Source organism: Motiliproteus sp. MSK22-1 (assembly GCF_001968815.1).
GTDB lineage: Bacteria > Pseudomonadota > Gammaproteobacteria > Pseudomonadales > Balneatricaceae > Motiliproteus.
This window is the reverse complement of record NZ_MIEQ01000098.1, coordinates 37,101-52,549: the sequence shown is the minus strand read 5'-3', so window position 1 is coordinate 52,549 and position 15,449 is coordinate 37,101. Positions and strand designations below refer to the sequence as shown.

Sequence of the window (15,449 nt, the reverse complement as noted above, 5' to 3'; positions counted from 1 at the left end):
ATGGGGTTGTGTGCCGGGGCTTAAAAAGAGTAACAGTCGTTGCATACAACCAAGTCACGGTTAGATATTTCTTTATTTCTGGGTGTTAAGAACAGGTGAATCTGAATCGTTCTTTTAGACAACTGGTTGTTGATGTTACTGATCAGCTCTTGTTACGAAAGCACCGAAGTGTTCTCGTCCTGGCTGGACGTTCTGACTGGTGCAGGGAAAGCGCACAAGAAGTTCTGAGTATAGTGCTCTCTGGCAATTCACGGGCCTGTGCTCTTTGGGTAGGAAAAAATCCCGTCGCAGGAAGTCGTGCCGTGACGGCGAAACAAAGTGTTCATCTGCTGGGCACAGAGTCCCATGTATTGTTTATTGACACTTACGATGGCTTTAATCCGGATGTGATGGCTGCGTTGTCTGGTACCCTGGTTGCCGGTAGTTTACTCGTACTGATGACACCTCCTTTAGACCAATGGTCAGGGAAACTGGATCTGGATTTTCAACGAACGCTGGTTGAATTGCCGAAAACGGATCATGCTGAAAACGAACCGGCAGGAGAGACCCTGAATCGCAGTGCCTTTATCTCCCTGGTGTCTGAGTCCATCAGAACAAATCCTGATATTCTGGTTGTCGATCAGGGTGAACCCATACCGCCTTTCTATCCCACAGTTAGTGATAGGCCGGATCATCCAATAGAGGTTCCGGAATCTGCTAACGGTGGCTGTCAGTTGGATATGTCTGATTGTTGTACCAGTGATCAGGCTATGGCTGTAGAGGCGATTGTTCATGTAGTAACCGGGCACAGGCGTAGACCCCTGGTTATTACCGCAGACCGGGGAAGAGGTAAAAGTTCTGCTCTTGGTATAGCGGCGGCCAGATTGTTGAAAGCCCATCAGGATAGGCTGGGTCCTGGCGTGATTATTGTTACAGCTCCAAGGTTTTCAGCAGTCGAAGGAGTATTTGATATCGCAGAGTCGCTGCTTTCCGGGAATAGAATCAAGTCTATGGAATTGCAGTTTGCCAATGGGGTTTTACGGTTTATACCTCCTGATGAGATTATTCGCAGCAGGCCGAAGGCTGATTTGGTTTTGGTGGATGAGGCCGCTGCTATTCCTGCACCGATGTTGCAGGTGTTGTTAGAGCATTACTCCCGAATAGCTTTTTCAACGACAGTTCACGGATATGAAGGAACAGGGCGTGGTTTTCAGATTCGTTTTAAACAAACATTACAACGTCTCGCTCCTGGATGGCGATTGCAAACACTAAAGGAGCCTGTTCGTTGGGCTGATAATGATCCTCTTGAACACTGGGTCTTTAATGCCCTGTTGTTAAACGCAGAAATTGCTCCTGATGACCAGCTGTCAGCAATTAATACCGAGACTTGCAGTATAGAATTGATGAACTCGGAGCAGCTTCTGGAGCAGCGCTCGACTTTAAAACAGGTCTTTGCTTTATTGGTTCAGGCCCATTACCGAACGACTCCGGGAGATCTTCGGGATTTGCTGGATGGCCGAAACCTGAGTGTACAGGTGATGAAGCAGGGATCTGTTGTTGTCGCAACCATGCTGGTTGCTCAGGAAGGCGGGTTTGATAACGACATGGCCGAAGCTATCTGGTCTGGCCGGAGACGACCGCGAGGGCATTTGCTCCCGCAGATTATGGCGGCGCAAGCCGGTTGTATTGACGCTCCTAAGCTGAGGTATCTTAGGGTGGTGCGTATCGCGGTACATCCTTCATTGCAGGGCCTGGGTGTGGGGAGCCGCATGCTTGCGCATCTAATGGAAACAGCCACTGCCAATCGTATTGATATGGTCGGCTCCAGTTTCGGTGCAACGGTGGATCTTCTTCAGTTCTGGCGTAGTAACGATTACAGAATTCTGAGATTGGGATTAACAAAGGACGCCAGCAGCGGGTGTTATTCAGCCTTGGTCGCTCAACCAATATCAGTTGACGCCCAGATTTTGATAACGGGTATTTGTCAGCGATTCCGCTATCAGTTGGTGGAACAGTTGCGGGAATTCTGGAAGCAGCTGGATATGGCTCTGGTTGTTGAACTGTTAAAAGAGCCTGGTGATTTTGGCTGTTCTGTGATTAATGAGCAGGGACAGTTGGATTTATTGGCCTTTGCTTATGGTCATCGCGGCTATGAGCAAGCATTACCCTCGCTCCGTCAGTTGACGCTGATTATGCTTGCTGATAAGGCTTTGTACGAACGGCATGAGCATGCAGATGTTGAGCTTCTGATTGCTAAAATACTACAAAATCAACACTGGAGTGAGTGCGGCCAGGCAACAGGATTGGTTGGACGTAAACCTCTGGAACAGCGTCTTCGAGCTATTTTTGCCTCGGGCCTGGATACGCTGGAATTAGTGGGGCGTGCCGTAGAACTGCATTCTCGTTTATCTGCTTAAAGAGCCTGCGAGTAAGCTTATTGAACCTCAGGATTTAGAGTGATTGGAGATCAAAGCAGCGATTGTAAAAACGCTGGGCGCCGGTCAAAACTTATTATCCAGGTCTTGTCAGGCACATTAATAACCTAATAAAGGATCACTGGAAATCACTGAAATGTGATCAATACTTACAGTAATGGGGTATCAGGGTGGTTTGTTATTTTGCATTATTTTGCCACACTCGCGTTATTGTTAATCTGTTTCCATCTCGGATTGATGGAGGCGGTCCTCCACAAGCTCTCTCTTTCACAAAGCGACATCAGTTATGCCATGCTGTTGGCTATCTTGCTTAGTCTGGTGAACATACAGTTGTTCAGGCTAAAGGTAACAAGTGTAATTAACAGTAACGCCATTAAAGACGCTCCTGACAATGACGTTGTTGATGCTGAACAACAGGTTAGTATCGACCGGGCCGATATGAACGAACGGATTTGCTATGGGGTTAACATTGGTGGCTGTATTTTACCAATCATATTCTCACTTTATCTTTTTCGAGAGAGCGCCCCTGACCCTTATTCTGCGCTGTTTTTGGTGATTGTGGTTTCAGCGGTTGTTTATCCTCTTAGTCGAGTAGAGGGAAAAAGAGGGCTGGTGATTAATCTTTTTGGGGCTATTGTCAGCTCGGCCATTGGCGGCGTTTTGCTGGGTGGTGATGATTACTTGGCTTGGGCTTATATGGCAGCAGTACTGGGTACTCTGATTGGCGGAGATTTACTGCATGTTGTGCAGTTGAGTCGTGTGAGGCGATCCTGGCGTCAAGGTATTTTTGTTGGTGGCGCAGGTTTGATGGATGCAATCTTTCTGTCTGGGTTATTTGCGATGATGGCGGCGGAAATGGTGCACGATAACGAAATATTTCGAGTGGCAGATCAATCGGCTGTTTTACAATACCAGCAGCCGAAACAGGTCGGGTGGGCTTTTTCTGAAAATGACATAAATCGTTCAAGGAACAATCCTGGAATAAGAAACCACCATAGAAAAAGAAACCGTACGCTTGTAAAAGAAAATACCTCGCTAAGTCGGATCAATATAGAATGGATTCAGAATTCAATGATGGATAGGATCAATATAGATGGACCCAAGCAGCAAACCATACGAACTGGTAGCCCATCGGGGGTATCCCAGCCGCTATCCTGAAAACACTCGTCTCGGATTTGAGAAAGCGATTGAAGCTGGGGCTTTACGCATAGAAGCTGATGTACAGCTTAGCGCTGACGAAGTACCTGTCATTTTTCATGATCAGACACTGGTTCGACTCTGTGGTCATAAAGGCGCGGTACACCGTTCCACTAAAGCCCAGCTGGATCGTTTAAGTCCCTTTGAACCCGGTCGGTTTGGTAACCGTTTCAAGGGTGTCAGATTAATGGACCTGCAGGATATGGTAGAGCTGTTGCAGCGAAATCCGAAGGTTGTTCTCTATCTGGAAATAAAGCGTATTGCGCTAAAGGCCTTCGGTGTTAATCGCGTGCTGGATCGAATTCTCTCTATTATCGAATCGGTTAAACATCAGGTAGTGCTCATTAGCTTTTCGATATATGCGCTAAAGGCGGCCAAATTAAGAGGCTACCAACGCCTTGGCCCGGTTCTTTCTCGCTGGGCAGAAATTTGTCATCCGAGCGTAGTCAAAATGGAACCAGAAGTCCTGTTTTTTAACCACAAGCGTCTCCCGCTGGGAGCACGATATGAAAATCCTCGGGTTGAGTTGGCATTCTATGAAACTTCAGATTCCAATGTTGCAGACTCGTTGGCAGATAAAGGAGCGAGGCTTATTGAAACGGATGCTATCGGAGAGATGATTCGAGGAGAGTTGTAGCCCGAAGTACCATCTGAGTACAGGCTCATTAGGTATTTAAAAGATGGGGCTTTGGAGGCTTTTCTACCGTTTTTACGCGACTGAAAACTGAACAGATGCCCGCAGGTTTTCCTCCGCGAAAGCGACACCGGGGCCCCAGTTCTGTGAGACTGAAGTGCATACAACTTCGGCAATTGTATCTTTTACTCATGATTGTTGTTAAGTGCTGTTAAGGGGGAGTGAGAGTATTTGATTCCATGGGTTCCAGCGCCTTATCTATGTCGCTGCGGTTTGCCTTAACCCATTGACGATCAATTGGCCCCCAGCTATCGACTATGTAGTAGCCGTCATTATTACGTTTGCCATCCTGATGAAAGTGGATCTTTACGCCCAATCCCGGCAGCGCTTTGATAATGTCCTGAACTGTTCGTCTTGGCCAGCCTGTGGTTGCAATAAGTTGCGGCACGCTGGGGCGAGAATCCGTATCAATTAAATCAAGAATAATAAGTCTTCTGCAAAACGTAGAGTTAAGTATGCTCATAAAAGTTTAAGTGCTCATTTGGGGCCTGTTCGTAGGTTCTAAGATCATAAACCTTATTACTCAGGGTCCGGTCTGGGTTTTGAATCGGTAGTGGCGTTTTCTGTTCTTTGGGCGGATTCATTGTCAGTTTTTGGGTCATTATCCTGGTCTGACAAATTTGATTCAGGCTTATCTTTAACGGGTGTTGGTTTCCCGTAGTAATGGTCCTCATAAAAAATACCCTGAATATCGAGCTTTCTGTTTATATAACGCATGTAGTATTTCCAGCACAAAAACGCCGGAAGCATCCAGATCATAACTGCAAGCATATTCATGGCACCCTTATGGGTTTCCGGGCCCAGTGCGGTAACCCAAGTCATAAACTCGATTTCTCGCATCAGATAAAACCAGCCGATCAGGGCCAGGAATCCAAGCCCCACCAGAAAATGGTAGATTATATTTCTGTCAGGGTTCCTTTTTTTGCTGTCTCCCTGAGTGTTTTCTGGTCTGTTTTGGTGATTGCTGTGTTTTTGATTCATTGCCTTACTAACTTCCCCGTTAATTTTTACTATAGCGATGTATCCGAAGGCTCGGCAAGAAAGGGGTGTCCTCGATAATTCGATCACTGCGAACTTTTCGTTGGCGTTCTTCCGGCGGCTGTAACAGCGGTTCATTATGATCCGGAAATGGTTGTTTTGATTTCCAGGCAAAGACCAGTGGTAAGGATAGATTCATTGCTTGACGGTCCGAGCATTGGTCTTCTGAATCAAAACGAATATTTGCGCGCATTAATGGGGCTTGCTGCTGTACTTTTGCCAGCGGTGTCTGAGAAGGCAAGTGCTTAAGCTGGTCGTATTGCAAAGCTATATGAGGTTTATCTAACCCCATTTTGGTTAGCTGTTTTTGTACCTCAATAACGGTTACCTTCTTAATGCTTCTGCCACTGTTATACCAATTAAACCCGACTCGCGTCGGGTGTTGATCAAGCGTAGGGATAAGGCGGTAGCATTGCTTGAGATGCAATCGTCCGATACCTTTGGTATTCAGGTCCTGCTTAAGCTGTGAGTCTCGCTGACTTAATCCCAGTAACCACTGTTTTTCGTCGGGGTTGCCACGAATGGCGTCTATGGCTGAGCGAAATTCCATTTTGGCCTTGTTAGCCTTTGCACAGGCCTCGAGCATCTGTTCGTCAGCCGCTATTAGACCATGGCAGCTTCGCGTTACCCGTCCATCTTGTCCGTCCAAGTACCAGATATCACAAAAAAGCTGAATGGCTTTGTCACGGGGAAGGACTTCGCTACTTTTCTCAGATTCTGTAAGCGGTACCCAAAGAGGCAACTTGCTGTTCTCTATGACAGAAGCAAGCCTGCCCAGGGAGTGGTTTAAGTTGTCATAAGATTTAGTCAGCTGAGCTTGCGGATAGAGACTGCCAGTCACGACTGCTTTCCTTGTTGACCCTTGATAAGCTGCTCCTTCAATAATCTGCGCTCTTTGGCCTGGGATTCGATCAGATGCCTGGCTATCAGGCTACGGTCATGTTGCTTCATATCGACAAATTCACCACCCAGACGAAAGCTATTTTGCTCATCTTCATTGAAATATTCTGTTGTAGCAAGGCAGTAGATGACCTTCAGCATAGCGATAATACCAACGCCCTCGGGCAACAGTTGCAGTTTGACCGCCATAAGTTGCCCCGGTTCTACAGGGTTTTGCGTTGATAATGACATCCCTTCCTCGCTCAGGGTGATAGCTATTTTACTATCTTCAGTATGCGGGGATGTCAGTGCTTGAGCCAGTCGCTCAATTTTCCGGTTGAGCAAACGAAGGTAAGCTGCTGCGGCTTTATCGGTTTCTGATACCTGGCGAAGCAAAGATTCCGAGTCTTCATCAATACTACGTAAATCATTGAGAAGAGTGAACTCGGGTGAGGCAGGAAACAGTTTTTCTGGTGATTGATAGCGATTACTGTCCAGCACACGAAAACTAACCGATGCTTTTTCCTCAATTCGAAATGTACGTCGGCGGTCATTATCGATGTTCCAATCGCTCATAAAAGTATTTTCTCCTGGATTCTTCTGTAAAAATACAGCGATAGGGCTAGGTGCTCAAGGATCCTTTATGTTTTAATGCGGGCCATGTTTAGACCCCTATCTCTATTTGTTGGGCTCAGGTACACCGGTGCCAAGCGTAGCAATCATTTTATATCTTTCATTTCCTTGGTATCCATGATCGGATTGACCTTGGGTGTTGCCGTGCTGATTCTTGTTTTATCCGTGATGAATGGTTTTGATCGTGAGTTGCGACAGCGAATCCTCGGGATGGTGCCTCATGCGACTATCAGTCAGTACCGCGGAGAAATTGATGATTGGAGCGGCTTGATTCAACAAATCAACAGCTATCCTGCAATTGAAGGCAGCGCCCCTTATATCGATGCTCAAGGCATGTTGACTTCCCGGGGGGTGGTCCGCGGAGTCTTGGTGAACGGCATAGAGCCGGAGTATGAAGGGGCGATTTCGATCATTAAAGACCATATGACCCGTGGTCGGCTTGAAAATCTGAAATCTGGAGAGTTCGGGATTATTCTGGGCGATATTCTTGCGAGATCCCTTGGAGCCTTTGAAGGTGACAAGGTGACCCTGGTACTGCCTGAGGCATCTATCTCGGTTGCTGGTGTGTTTCCCCGTTTAAAGCGCTTTACGGTTGTCGGGACATTTAAGGTCGGTGCTGAATTAGATGCCAATATCGCCTATATCCACATCAACGATGCAGCGAAGATAAAACGTATAAAAGACGGTGTTCAGGGCGTTCGCCTGAAATTTGATAACCTTTTTGACGCGCCGCAAGGGGTAAGGCAGATTGCCGGTGATTTAGGGGAAAACTTCCGGACCAGCGACTGGACACGCACCCATGGCAATCTATTCCAGGCTATTCAGCTGGAGAAGAAGATGATTGGTCTGCTGCTCTTTATTATTGTCGCCGTGGCTGCCTTTAATATTGTCTCGACCCTGGTCATGGTCGTTACAGATAAAAGATCCGACATTGCGATACTTCGCACAATGGGGGCCAGCTCCGGCACTATTATGAGAACCTTTATTGTCCAGGGCGGATTTATTGGTGTAATAGGCACCCTGGCAGGAACGCTGCTCGGAATCCTGCTGGCATTAACGGTAACCGATCTGGTTGCCTGGGTTGAGCAGTTATTTAATATCCAATTCTTAAGCGCTGAGGTTTATTTTATTAGCTATTTGCCCTCTGAATTGCGTTGGCCGGATGTAACGACTATTTGTCTAAGTTCTCTGGTGCTCAGTTTGCTTGCCACCATATACCCTGCTTACAGAGCTTCTCAGACGCAACCTGCAGAGGCGCTGAGGTATGAGTAACAATAGCGGTATGGCGAATATGGCTGTCGAACAGAAACCAATAAATAGCATAACCAGCATCGAGCCTGTTATTAGTTGCCGCGGGGTCACCAAGGTATTTGTTGAAGAGAAAAACCGATTGGAAGTGCTTCGAGGCATCGATCTCTCAATTGAGCCGGGAGGCCGGGTTGCGATAGTTGGAAGCTCGGGGTCCGGGAAGAGCACGCTGCTGAATATTTTAGGTGGATTGGACCAACCCAGTGAGGGTGAAATTCATATAGGTGGTCAATTAGTTAATAATATGACGGAAAACCAGAGAGCATTGTTAAGAAACAAGTCTTTGGGGTTTGTCTACCAGTTCCATCACTTGCTGGCTGAGTTCAGTGCCCTGGAAAATGTTGCGATGCCTCTGTTAATGGGAAAGAGACCGCTGTCAGAAGTCCAGCAACGGGCACGAGATATATTGGTTCGAGTCGGGCTGGAAAAACGCTTGGAGCACAAGCCTTCGCAGCTGAGTGGCGGAGAGAGACAACGGGTTGCCATTGCCCGTTCATTAGTCACTGAGCCCCAGACGGTATTAATGGATGAGCCGACTGGGAATCTGGACCGACATACGGCAGGGGAAATTCAGTCGCTTATGCTGGAGTTAAATACGAACTTGAATACTGCGTTTGTGGTAGTCACTCATGATCATCAGCTAGCAGAACAAATGGATCGGGTTTTACGAATAGATGATGGTCTGCTAGTGGACTGATTTGAACGATTAACCCGGTAGTAATTCAGACTTGAGCTGTTTTACATGTCTTCCTCAATTGATTTCCAAACCCAAGAAAACTCAGTAACTCATCTTTCCAGATGGGGTCGGGGTTAGTCCTTTTCGAGCTCGCTTTTGTTTCTTATGTTGTTCTTCCGGCGCAGGGAGCGTTTTCTCCAATTGTGACCTACATGAAGAGCCCATAAAAAGCGTATCAGAAGGCAGCTTAGTGCCGATAAAACAACTCCGCAAACCAGCGAGCCAAACAGCAGTGGCCACCAGATATTGGAGAAACCTTGAGAGAGCCACTCCATCGACAATTCCATCTCAAGTTCTGTTGCAGGGCTATCCAGCAGAAAGCTTCCAACTCGGTAGGCGAAATAGAAAATAGGCGGCATGGTTATCGGGTTGGTGATCCAGACCAGCCCAATTGCTATGGGTAAATTACATCTGAGCAGAATAGCCAATACTGCAGCGACTATCATCTGCATTGGGATAGGTAAAAAAGCACAGAAAATCCCAACCAAAAACGCCAAGGAAACAGAGTTGCGATTAAGGTGCCAGAGATTCGGTTCGTGAAGGTGCTTTCCCAGCTTACGAAGATGAGGATGTTCCTTAATCTTCGCTTCATTAGGCATGTGACGCTTGATAAATCTGCGTGGCATGTAAGGTAAGTCGCCTGCAAGGGTTGAAATATGGCCTTCGATTATGCACTTTATAGCACCGTAAGCCAACCAACTTAGTGTTTGAGGGACTGTATTAGTCTGATGGAGGTCAAGGATGGTCCGCTTTTTTATCGCCGTATTAGCGCAAGTGCTTCTGGAAATATTGGATCTTTTGTCAGTTAGGAATTTGAAAACAGGTAGTCGGCGTTTGGTACGGTGCTGCTGTTTGATTTCGCTTATGGCAACCGGTGGAGGAGTATACAGCAGTCCTGTCGGGCTACAAGGGAGCTTGTTTTTTGAGAAGCCAGTCAATAAATACCAACAATACAAATTTTCAACAGGGGTTAGTGGAACGGTTCTTGAGCTGGATGGGTTAGTCGGTATCGATAGCTCAGAAAATATCCTGTTTGTGAGTGATGATTTTAAAGTAGCAAGAGGGAAAATGGAGTTTGGGGTCACTGTTTCCACTCTGGATCGTAAAGGTAAAGTGATCAGCAAATTTGTCAGGCCCGGCAGTTACACTTTAGAAAGGCCTCCGAAAGTATCCCCGGACGGCAGCGTTATCGCCCTGTACTACGAACCTGCTGAAATTGGAGAGGCAGCTCTTGCTCTGCTCCTCAAGAGTGGAAAACTACTTTATTACTACCGGGATCCGAGATCAAAAATCAGAAGTTTTGATTGGACACCTAATGGAAATCTGATTATTGGCGAAGGTAACTCAATTTATAAAGTGGATTTTAATGTAAGTGCAAAAAAGCAACTGATTAGAACGTTCCGAAACGGGCATATATGGGATACCCTTTCTGTTAGCCCTGATGGCCGTATGATTGCGTTCAGTATGAGCCCGGATCTCAAAATAAGAGGTAAGGGGCATTATAATTTGTACCTCATCAATGTTGATGGAACAGGGTTGCGGCTCCTGGCAGATAATAAGGATGATGATATCCACGGCGCCGCCTGGTCTCCTGATGGAGGCTATTTAGCGGTTACGCGGGGTATTGACGTGCATGATAATGTTCGTCCTTGTCGTGGAGCCTTGTACATCGTTAAGGCGACAGCCACAGGTTTAACTCTGGATGAAAAAAATGCCGATGTTATATCGCTGGTTGACAGACACGGTGATCTGTTTTGTTCCAATCCCGCTGAAACACCGATTTGGACGAGCTGGTAGTTTTGCTGGCAGGATAAGTCGATTGTAGAGCTGTTTCTGCGGGCAGAAATGGCCGTCTAGCTGCTTATCTGCTGGGTGAGGGAGTATATAGTCTGATGGAGATCAAGGATGATCCGATTTTGCTTGGCGGTATCTGCGGTTGCGTTTATGGGAACGCTACCGTCAATGCCGGTCGCGTTGCTTTGCCTGTCGTTGGTACTTATTTGCCTTTGGAAGCGTTTTTTACGCTGGCTCTTCCCGATATGGCTTGGGCTTTTCTGGGGTATCGTTTTTGCTCATTGGACGGTTAGTCATAAACTGCCGGCTGCATGGAATGGAGCCGACTTCAGCGTAACCGGAGTGGTCGTTGGATTGCCCATTCACAAGGTCGGTTATTGTCGATTCAATTTAAAACTCAAGTCACTTCAACTCAAAAAATCTCATTTACCTGTTGTTTTCAAACCGGCCCGGCTAACTCCCCGAACAGTTCAGCTGAGTTGGTATAAGTGTCCAGAGAAAATACTCCCAGAGACAGAGTATTCAATGGTTGTCAGACTAAAACGACCCAGGGGATATAGAAATCCCGGGGGATTTGATCGGGAGAGATACTTAATAGCTGCCGGTATTGACGCAGTGGGCTACGTACGGGAAGTACAGAGCATTCAGCTGCTAAACACAGATAAGTGGTCTGTCGATCTTTTTCGATCAAGGATCAGCGACTTTATCGCTGCCGGAGTGAAACCAACTGAAAAGGCTGCTTTGCTGCAGGCATTATTGGTTGGGGATACGCGCAATATTAGTTCACAGCAGTGGGAGCTTTATAAAAATACCGGAACAGTACATTTGTTAGTGATTAGTGGTCTTCATATCGGATTAGTCGCGGGCGGAAGCTATTTGTTGCTGATGAGCGCTGGCCGATTGTTTCCCGGATTGTCTTTACGAAAACGTACCCGTTTTGTTGTGGTTTTGGCACTCTTGCTATCGTTTGCATACAGTCTTCTGGCGGGGTTTTCTTTACCGACTCAGAGAGCTTGGGTCATGGTTTGCGCATTGATGATGTCAACAGTATGGGGCAGGCAATCAAGCCCGCTCTCAAGGCTTCGGCTGGCAGCAGCAGTCGTGCTGACTCTAGATCCCCTGGCGGCTGTTTCTCCTGGCTTTTGGCTCTCCTTCGGCGCTGCCGGAGTGTTGCTGTATATTGTTTGTGGTCGTCTGGGAAGCGGCGCTTATCTAAAAAGCAAGTTCGCCTCTATGATAAAAATTCAGTTGGCCGTTAGTTTGGTATTGATCCCTCTGCTTGCCTTCCATTTTTACCGTATTCCTCTCGGCTCTTCCGTCATTAATCTATTGGCCGTGCCCTTTGTGAGTCTGCTGGTGTTGCCGTTGGCAATGCTGTCTCTGTTATTGAGTCAAATGTTTGCAGAGCTGGGTAGTCAGGGGCTGAATGCTGCAGGGTGGCTTTTACTGGAAGGCAGTTTCTGCCTGCAGATTGTTGCTGACTGGGTGGTGACGGTTTGGACCCCGGAAACTGTATCGCCGCTGGCAATAGGCTTTGCATTGTTAGGTTGTGGCATCCTCTTAATGCCAAGGGCGATTCCGGGGAGAAGTCTGGGGGTTGTGTTTTGGCTGCCTATGTTAACGGGATATGAGCAGCCTCTGGAATCTCCGGCCTTTAACGTTACAGTGTTGGATGTAGGTCAGGGATTATCAATTCATGTAGAAACGGCCACTCACCATTTACTCTATGATACAGGTCCAAAGTTCAGAAGTGGCTTTTCGGCTGCGCAGGCTGCTATTTCTCCCTATCTGTTGAACTCCGGTGTTCGTCACTTGGATAAACTGATTGTCAGTCACGGTGATAATGATCATGCCGGTGGGATAGATTATTTTCGCGATAATTGGGAGATCAATCAGCTGATAACCGGCTCGGCCAAGCTTGATGGTACTTACTCCAAATGTTCTGTTGGCCAGCGTTGGGTGTGGGACGGCGTGATATTCACAATGCTCCATCCTGATTCGCGCGCAGAGGCGGGCGCCGATCAGCTATCTGAAAATAATCGGTCCTGTGTTCTGAAAATTCAGAGTGAATTCGGGAGTATTTTATTGACGGGAGATATTGAACGGGAAACCGAGTTAAGGCTGTCTGAACGCTACAGGTATCAGTTGCAAGCAGATGTGTTGGTCGTGCCCCATCACGGTAGCCAGACTTCGTCACAATCTGAGTTTATTAAAAATGTTCAACCAAATGTCGCAATTGTCAGTAGTGGTTTTCTGAATCGTTTCGGACACCCTCATCCAAAGGTGGTGAACCGGTATCGCCTGCAAAAATCGATATTAATAAATACCGCTGATTCTGGTGCGATCAGGCTTTCCTTCAGATCAGAATACAAAAAGGAGCCGATAATCAGTCGTTACCGATATCAAAATCAGCGCTATTGGTGGGACTGATCATCCTGAACGGCGCGGTGGTCCGGATCGTTTTGAAACAGTATATTTCTCTCGTCATATTTCAGGAGCAAGAGGCAGGTTCTGCATTCTGTTTTTAACTGACCGGAGCTGTTGCTGGGAATTTTGTTTAACTGTGTTACATTAGCGCGGACAATTTTGAAAGGAGTGTATGGTGTTCGAATTGGTTAATTCAGGCGGCTGGCTAATGCTGCCGATACTGCTTTGCTCTGTTATGGCATTAGCAATTTCGATAGAGCGTTTTTGGACGCTCAGAGAAGCTCGGGTAGCGCCTAAACACCTGGTAGGAAGCGTATGGGCTCTTGTTCAGAAAGGAGAGCTTACAACCGAGAAGTTGTCAGAAATACAAAAAGGATCGGCATTGGGTCATATTATTGTTACGGGCCTGAATAATTCGAAGTTTGGCCGGGAAATAATGAAGGAAAGTATCCAGGAGTCAGCCAGTAAAGTTATCCATGAGATGGAACGCTTTCTCAATCCGCTGGGTACTATCGCTCTTGTGTCCCCGCTATTAGGTCTTCTGGGAACGGTGGTGGGCATGATCAAAGTGTTCACTGAAATCATGATTCAGGGGACGGGTAATGCAAATGTGCTTGCCGGTGGCATTTCTGAAGCACTGGTAACCACTGCTGCTGGACTTAGTGTTGCTATTCCAGCGTTGATACTTCATCGTTTTTTTCTTCGGCGGGTGGATTATTTAGTCGTTGAAATGGAGCAGGAAGCGGTAAAGCTGGTAGAAGTCGTTCTTGGTGACAGGGCAGTGGATTTTGATTAACAACAAAACGAATAACCAGAATAATGAATCGGTTCAGAGCATCTTATAGCGGGCGTTGGCAGTGAAATTCAAGCGACAAAACACGGAGGAAGTCAGTGTAAACCTTACACCGCTGATTGATGTGGTGTTTCTATTACTGATTTTTTTTATGATTTCGACAACCTTCACTAAAGAAGCTCATCTGGAAATCGACTTACCGAAAGCCAGCGCCGAAGTGACTGATGAAATACCAAGAGTCATTGATATTACCATTACTGCTCAGGGGCAGTATTCGGTCAATGGAAAGCCATTGGTGAATGGTCAACTGGAAACTCTAAAAAAGGCTATCAGCAAAGAAGCCCGTAATAAGAAGGATCTTCCGCTGATTATTACGGCCGATGCTCAATCACCTCATCAAACTGTGGTAACGGTGATGGATGCCGCTGGGCAATTGGGTTTTGTTCATCTGAGCATAACCACTCGCAGTGCAGATGAGAGCGAGTAGCGGGTGAGCTTTATCGACCGGGTTTGGTACGGGAAAATTCCATGGCTGCTACCCCTGTGGCCTGTCGAGAAGTTGTTTGTTTTTTTGGCGCATCGACGTCGAACGGCTTTTGGAAAAGGGTTAAAAACTGTATGGCAAGCACCTGTACCAGTGATTGTCGTTGGTAATATTAGTGTCGGAGGGGTCGGTAAAACTCCTGTCGTTGTGCATTTGGTCGAGCTTTTAATACAGTTTGGATTTCGTCCTGGTGTTGTCAGTCGTGGCTACGGTGGTAACGCTCCAGATTACCCTTATCGAGTCGTTGCCAGTTCAAATGCTGCGGATTCTGGTGACGAACCCCTTATGATTGCCCAGCGTTGTGGTTGCCCAGTTGTTGTTGATCCTGATCGAGCGCAAGCGTGTCGGGCATTGTTGGAGTCGGGAGAGGTTGATGTCATCATCAGTGATGATGGCTTGCAGCATTACCGGCTATCCAGAGATATTGAGATTGCCGTTGTGGATGGGGCTAGAGGATTAGGGAATGGTCATTGCCTTCCCGTGGGGCCATTAAGAGAACCTCCTGCTCGCCTTGATGAAGTTGACTTTTGCATTGTAAACGGAGGAGGGTGGAAGCATTGTAACAGTTACCCCATGAGCCTGAACGTTTCTTCCATTCAAACGCTTTTAGCTGAACCGGTTCAATTGCTCCCCGGTAAAGTCAATGCAGTAGCGGGCATCGGTAATCCTCAGCGTTTTTTTAAGACCTTGCGATCACTGGGGTTTGAAGTGATTGAGCATAGCTTCGCTGATCATCACCATTTCAGTGCAAATGACCTGTTGTTTGATAATGACTTTCCCGTGATAATGACTGAAAAAGACGCAGTAAAATGCCGCGCATTTGCCGCTGACAACAGGTATTATCTGCCGGTTAGTGCGGAGCTGCCTGAGGTGTTTGAAAAACAGTTGCTGGATCAGTTGAACCGTTTAATCAGCAACTAACCAGCGCTTCAGTGTTAATCCAAAACGGACTGCTTTAGGGCCAGGATGTTTTATTCATGGTATCCGGGTGG

The 15,449-nt window shown here is 47.0% G+C and carries 16 protein-coding genes; 11 read left to right on the top strand and 5 right to left on the bottom strand.

Features of this window, described 5'->3' with window-relative positions; translation table 11 throughout:
* The first annotated feature begins 95 nt into the window (after nt 1–95).
* The 3 genes from BGP75_RS26370 to BGP75_RS26360 all read left to right on the top strand — a co-directional run bounded on the left by BGP75_RS26370 (nt 96) and on the right by BGP75_RS26360 (nt 4,248).
* A complete protein-coding gene (locus BGP75_RS26370) occupies nt 96–2,396 on the top strand; it encodes a tRNA(Met) cytidine acetyltransferase TmcA (RefSeq protein ID WP_076721912.1) in 2,301 nt (766 codons plus the stop codon).
* Nucleotides 2,397–2,552: 156 nt separating this feature from the next.
* Nucleotides 2,553–3,572 carry a DUF1614 domain-containing protein gene (locus tag BGP75_RS26365; protein WP_076721911.1) on the top strand — a complete coding sequence of 340 codons (1,020 nt, stop codon included), beginning with the start codon at nt 2,553–2,555 and terminating at the stop codon, nt 3,570–3,572.
* Nucleotides 3,508–4,248, top strand: coding sequence for a glycerophosphodiester phosphodiesterase family protein (locus BGP75_RS26360; RefSeq protein ID WP_076721910.1), 741 nt, complete (start codon nt 3,508–3,510; stop codon nt 4,246–4,248). Before BGP75_RS26365 ends, BGP75_RS26360 begins: the two co-directional genes overlap by 65 nt.
* A 208-nt stretch (nt 4,249–4,456) precedes the next feature.
* Here the strand turns inward: BGP75_RS26360 and BGP75_RS26355 are convergent, their stop codons facing one another.
* The 4 genes from BGP75_RS26355 to BGP75_RS26340 are packed head-to-tail and all read right to left on the bottom strand — an operon-like array spanning nt 4,457 to nt 6,798.
* A complete protein-coding gene (locus tag BGP75_RS26355) occupies nt 4,457–4,768 on the bottom strand; it encodes a helix-turn-helix domain-containing protein (protein ID WP_076721909.1) in 312 nt (103 codons plus the stop codon).
* 56 nt (nt 4,769–4,824) lie between these two features.
* Nucleotides 4,825–5,286 carry a hypothetical protein gene (locus BGP75_RS26350; RefSeq protein ID WP_076721908.1) on the bottom strand — a complete coding sequence of 154 codons (462 nt, stop codon included), beginning with the start codon at nt 5,284–5,286 and terminating at the stop codon, nt 4,825–4,827.
* A gap of 19 nt (nt 5,287–5,305) precedes the next feature.
* Nucleotides 5,306–6,184 (bottom strand): hypothetical protein, encoded by an 879-nt coding sequence (locus BGP75_RS26345; protein WP_083705088.1) that lies wholly within the window; start codon nt 6,182–6,184, stop codon nt 5,306–5,308.
* A complete protein-coding gene (locus tag BGP75_RS26340) occupies nt 6,181–6,798 on the bottom strand; it encodes a PilZ domain-containing protein (RefSeq protein WP_076721907.1) in 618 nt (205 codons plus the stop codon). Before BGP75_RS26340 ends, BGP75_RS26345 begins: the two co-directional genes overlap by 4 nt.
* Nucleotides 6,799–6,882: 84 nt before the next feature.
* On the opposite strand from BGP75_RS26340, the gene BGP75_RS26335 reads away from it, so the two are divergent.
* Both BGP75_RS26335 and lolD read left to right on the top strand, forming a co-directional pair.
* A complete protein-coding gene (locus tag BGP75_RS26335) occupies nt 6,883–8,127 on the top strand; it encodes a lipoprotein-releasing ABC transporter permease subunit (protein ID WP_076721956.1) in 1,245 nt (414 codons plus the stop codon).
* Nucleotides 8,128–8,146: 19 nt separating this feature from the next.
* A complete protein-coding gene (gene lolD, locus BGP75_RS26330) occupies nt 8,147–8,860 on the top strand; it encodes a lipoprotein-releasing ABC transporter ATP-binding protein LolD (RefSeq protein ID WP_143821205.1) in 714 nt (237 codons plus the stop codon).
* Nucleotides 8,861–8,973: 113 nt separating this feature from the next.
* Here the strand turns inward: lolD and BGP75_RS26325 are convergent, their stop codons facing one another.
* Nucleotides 8,974–9,525 carry a DUF2062 domain-containing protein gene (locus BGP75_RS26325; protein ID WP_076721906.1) on the bottom strand — a complete coding sequence of 184 codons (552 nt, stop codon included), beginning with the start codon at nt 9,523–9,525 and terminating at the stop codon, nt 8,974–8,976.
* 226 nt (nt 9,526–9,751) lie between these two features.
* On the opposite strand from BGP75_RS26325, the gene BGP75_RS26320 reads away from it, so the two are divergent.
* The 6 genes from BGP75_RS26320 to lpxK all read left to right on the top strand — a co-directional run bounded on the left by BGP75_RS26320 (nt 9,752) and on the right by lpxK (nt 15,378).
* Nucleotides 9,752–10,696, top strand: coding sequence for a PD40 domain-containing protein (locus tag BGP75_RS26320; RefSeq protein WP_158070183.1), 945 nt, complete (start codon nt 9,752–9,754; stop codon nt 10,694–10,696).
* Nucleotides 10,697–10,791: 95 nt separating this feature from the next.
* Complete coding sequence (locus BGP75_RS27540) at nt 10,792–10,986, top strand: hypothetical protein (RefSeq protein ID WP_233153037.1); 195 nt, start codon at nt 10,792–10,794, stop codon at nt 10,984–10,986.
* Entirely contained in the window at nt 10,898–13,123 is a 2,226-nt protein-coding gene (locus tag BGP75_RS26315) for a DNA internalization-related competence protein ComEC/Rec2 (RefSeq protein WP_233153036.1), read from the top strand. Before BGP75_RS27540 ends, BGP75_RS26315 begins: the two co-directional genes overlap by 89 nt.
* A 172-nt stretch (nt 13,124–13,295) precedes the next feature.
* Entirely contained in the window at nt 13,296–13,916 is a 621-nt protein-coding gene (locus tag BGP75_RS26310; RefSeq protein WP_076721954.1) for a MotA/TolQ/ExbB proton channel family protein, read from the top strand.
* A gap of 61 nt (nt 13,917–13,977) precedes the next feature.
* Nucleotides 13,978–14,400, top strand: coding sequence for a biopolymer transporter ExbD (locus BGP75_RS26305; RefSeq protein ID WP_076721903.1), 423 nt, complete (start codon nt 13,978–13,980; stop codon nt 14,398–14,400).
* A gap of 3 nt (nt 14,401–14,403) precedes the next feature.
* Complete coding sequence (gene lpxK, locus BGP75_RS26300; protein ID WP_076721902.1) at nt 14,404–15,378, top strand: tetraacyldisaccharide 4'-kinase; 975 nt, start codon at nt 14,404–14,406, stop codon at nt 15,376–15,378.
* The last annotated feature ends 71 nt before the right edge of the window (nt 15,379–15,449 follow it).

What these genes read in the sequence shown, in the direction of transcription:
- BGP75_RS26355 (WP_076721909.1), bottom strand. Translation starts at nt 4,768, where the DNA reads ATGAGCATACTTAACTCTACGTTTTGCAGAAGACTTATTATTCTTGAT.
- BGP75_RS26350 (WP_076721908.1), bottom strand. Translation starts at nt 5,286, where the DNA reads ATGAATCAAAAACACAGCAATCACCAAAACAGACCAGAAAACACTCAG.
- BGP75_RS26325 (WP_076721906.1), bottom strand. Translation starts at nt 9,525, where the DNA reads ATGCCACGCAGATTTATCAAGCGTCACATGCCTAATGAAGCGAAGATT.
- BGP75_RS27540 (WP_233153037.1), top strand. Translation starts at nt 10,792, where the DNA reads ATGGAGATCAAGGATGATCCGATTTTGCTTGGCGGTATCTGCGGTTGC.
- BGP75_RS26335 (WP_076721956.1), top strand. Translation starts at nt 6,883, where the DNA reads ATGTTTAGACCCCTATCTCTATTTGTTGGGCTCAGGTACACCGGTGCC.
- BGP75_RS26340 (WP_076721907.1), bottom strand. Translation starts at nt 6,798, where the DNA reads ATGAGCGATTGGAACATCGATAATGACCGCCGACGTACATTTCGAATT.
- lolD (WP_143821205.1), top strand. Translation starts at nt 8,147, where the DNA reads ATGGCTGTCGAACAGAAACCAATAAATAGCATAACCAGCATCGAGCCT.
- BGP75_RS26360 (WP_076721910.1), top strand. Translation starts at nt 3,508, where the DNA reads ATGGACCCAAGCAGCAAACCATACGAACTGGTAGCCCATCGGGGGTAT.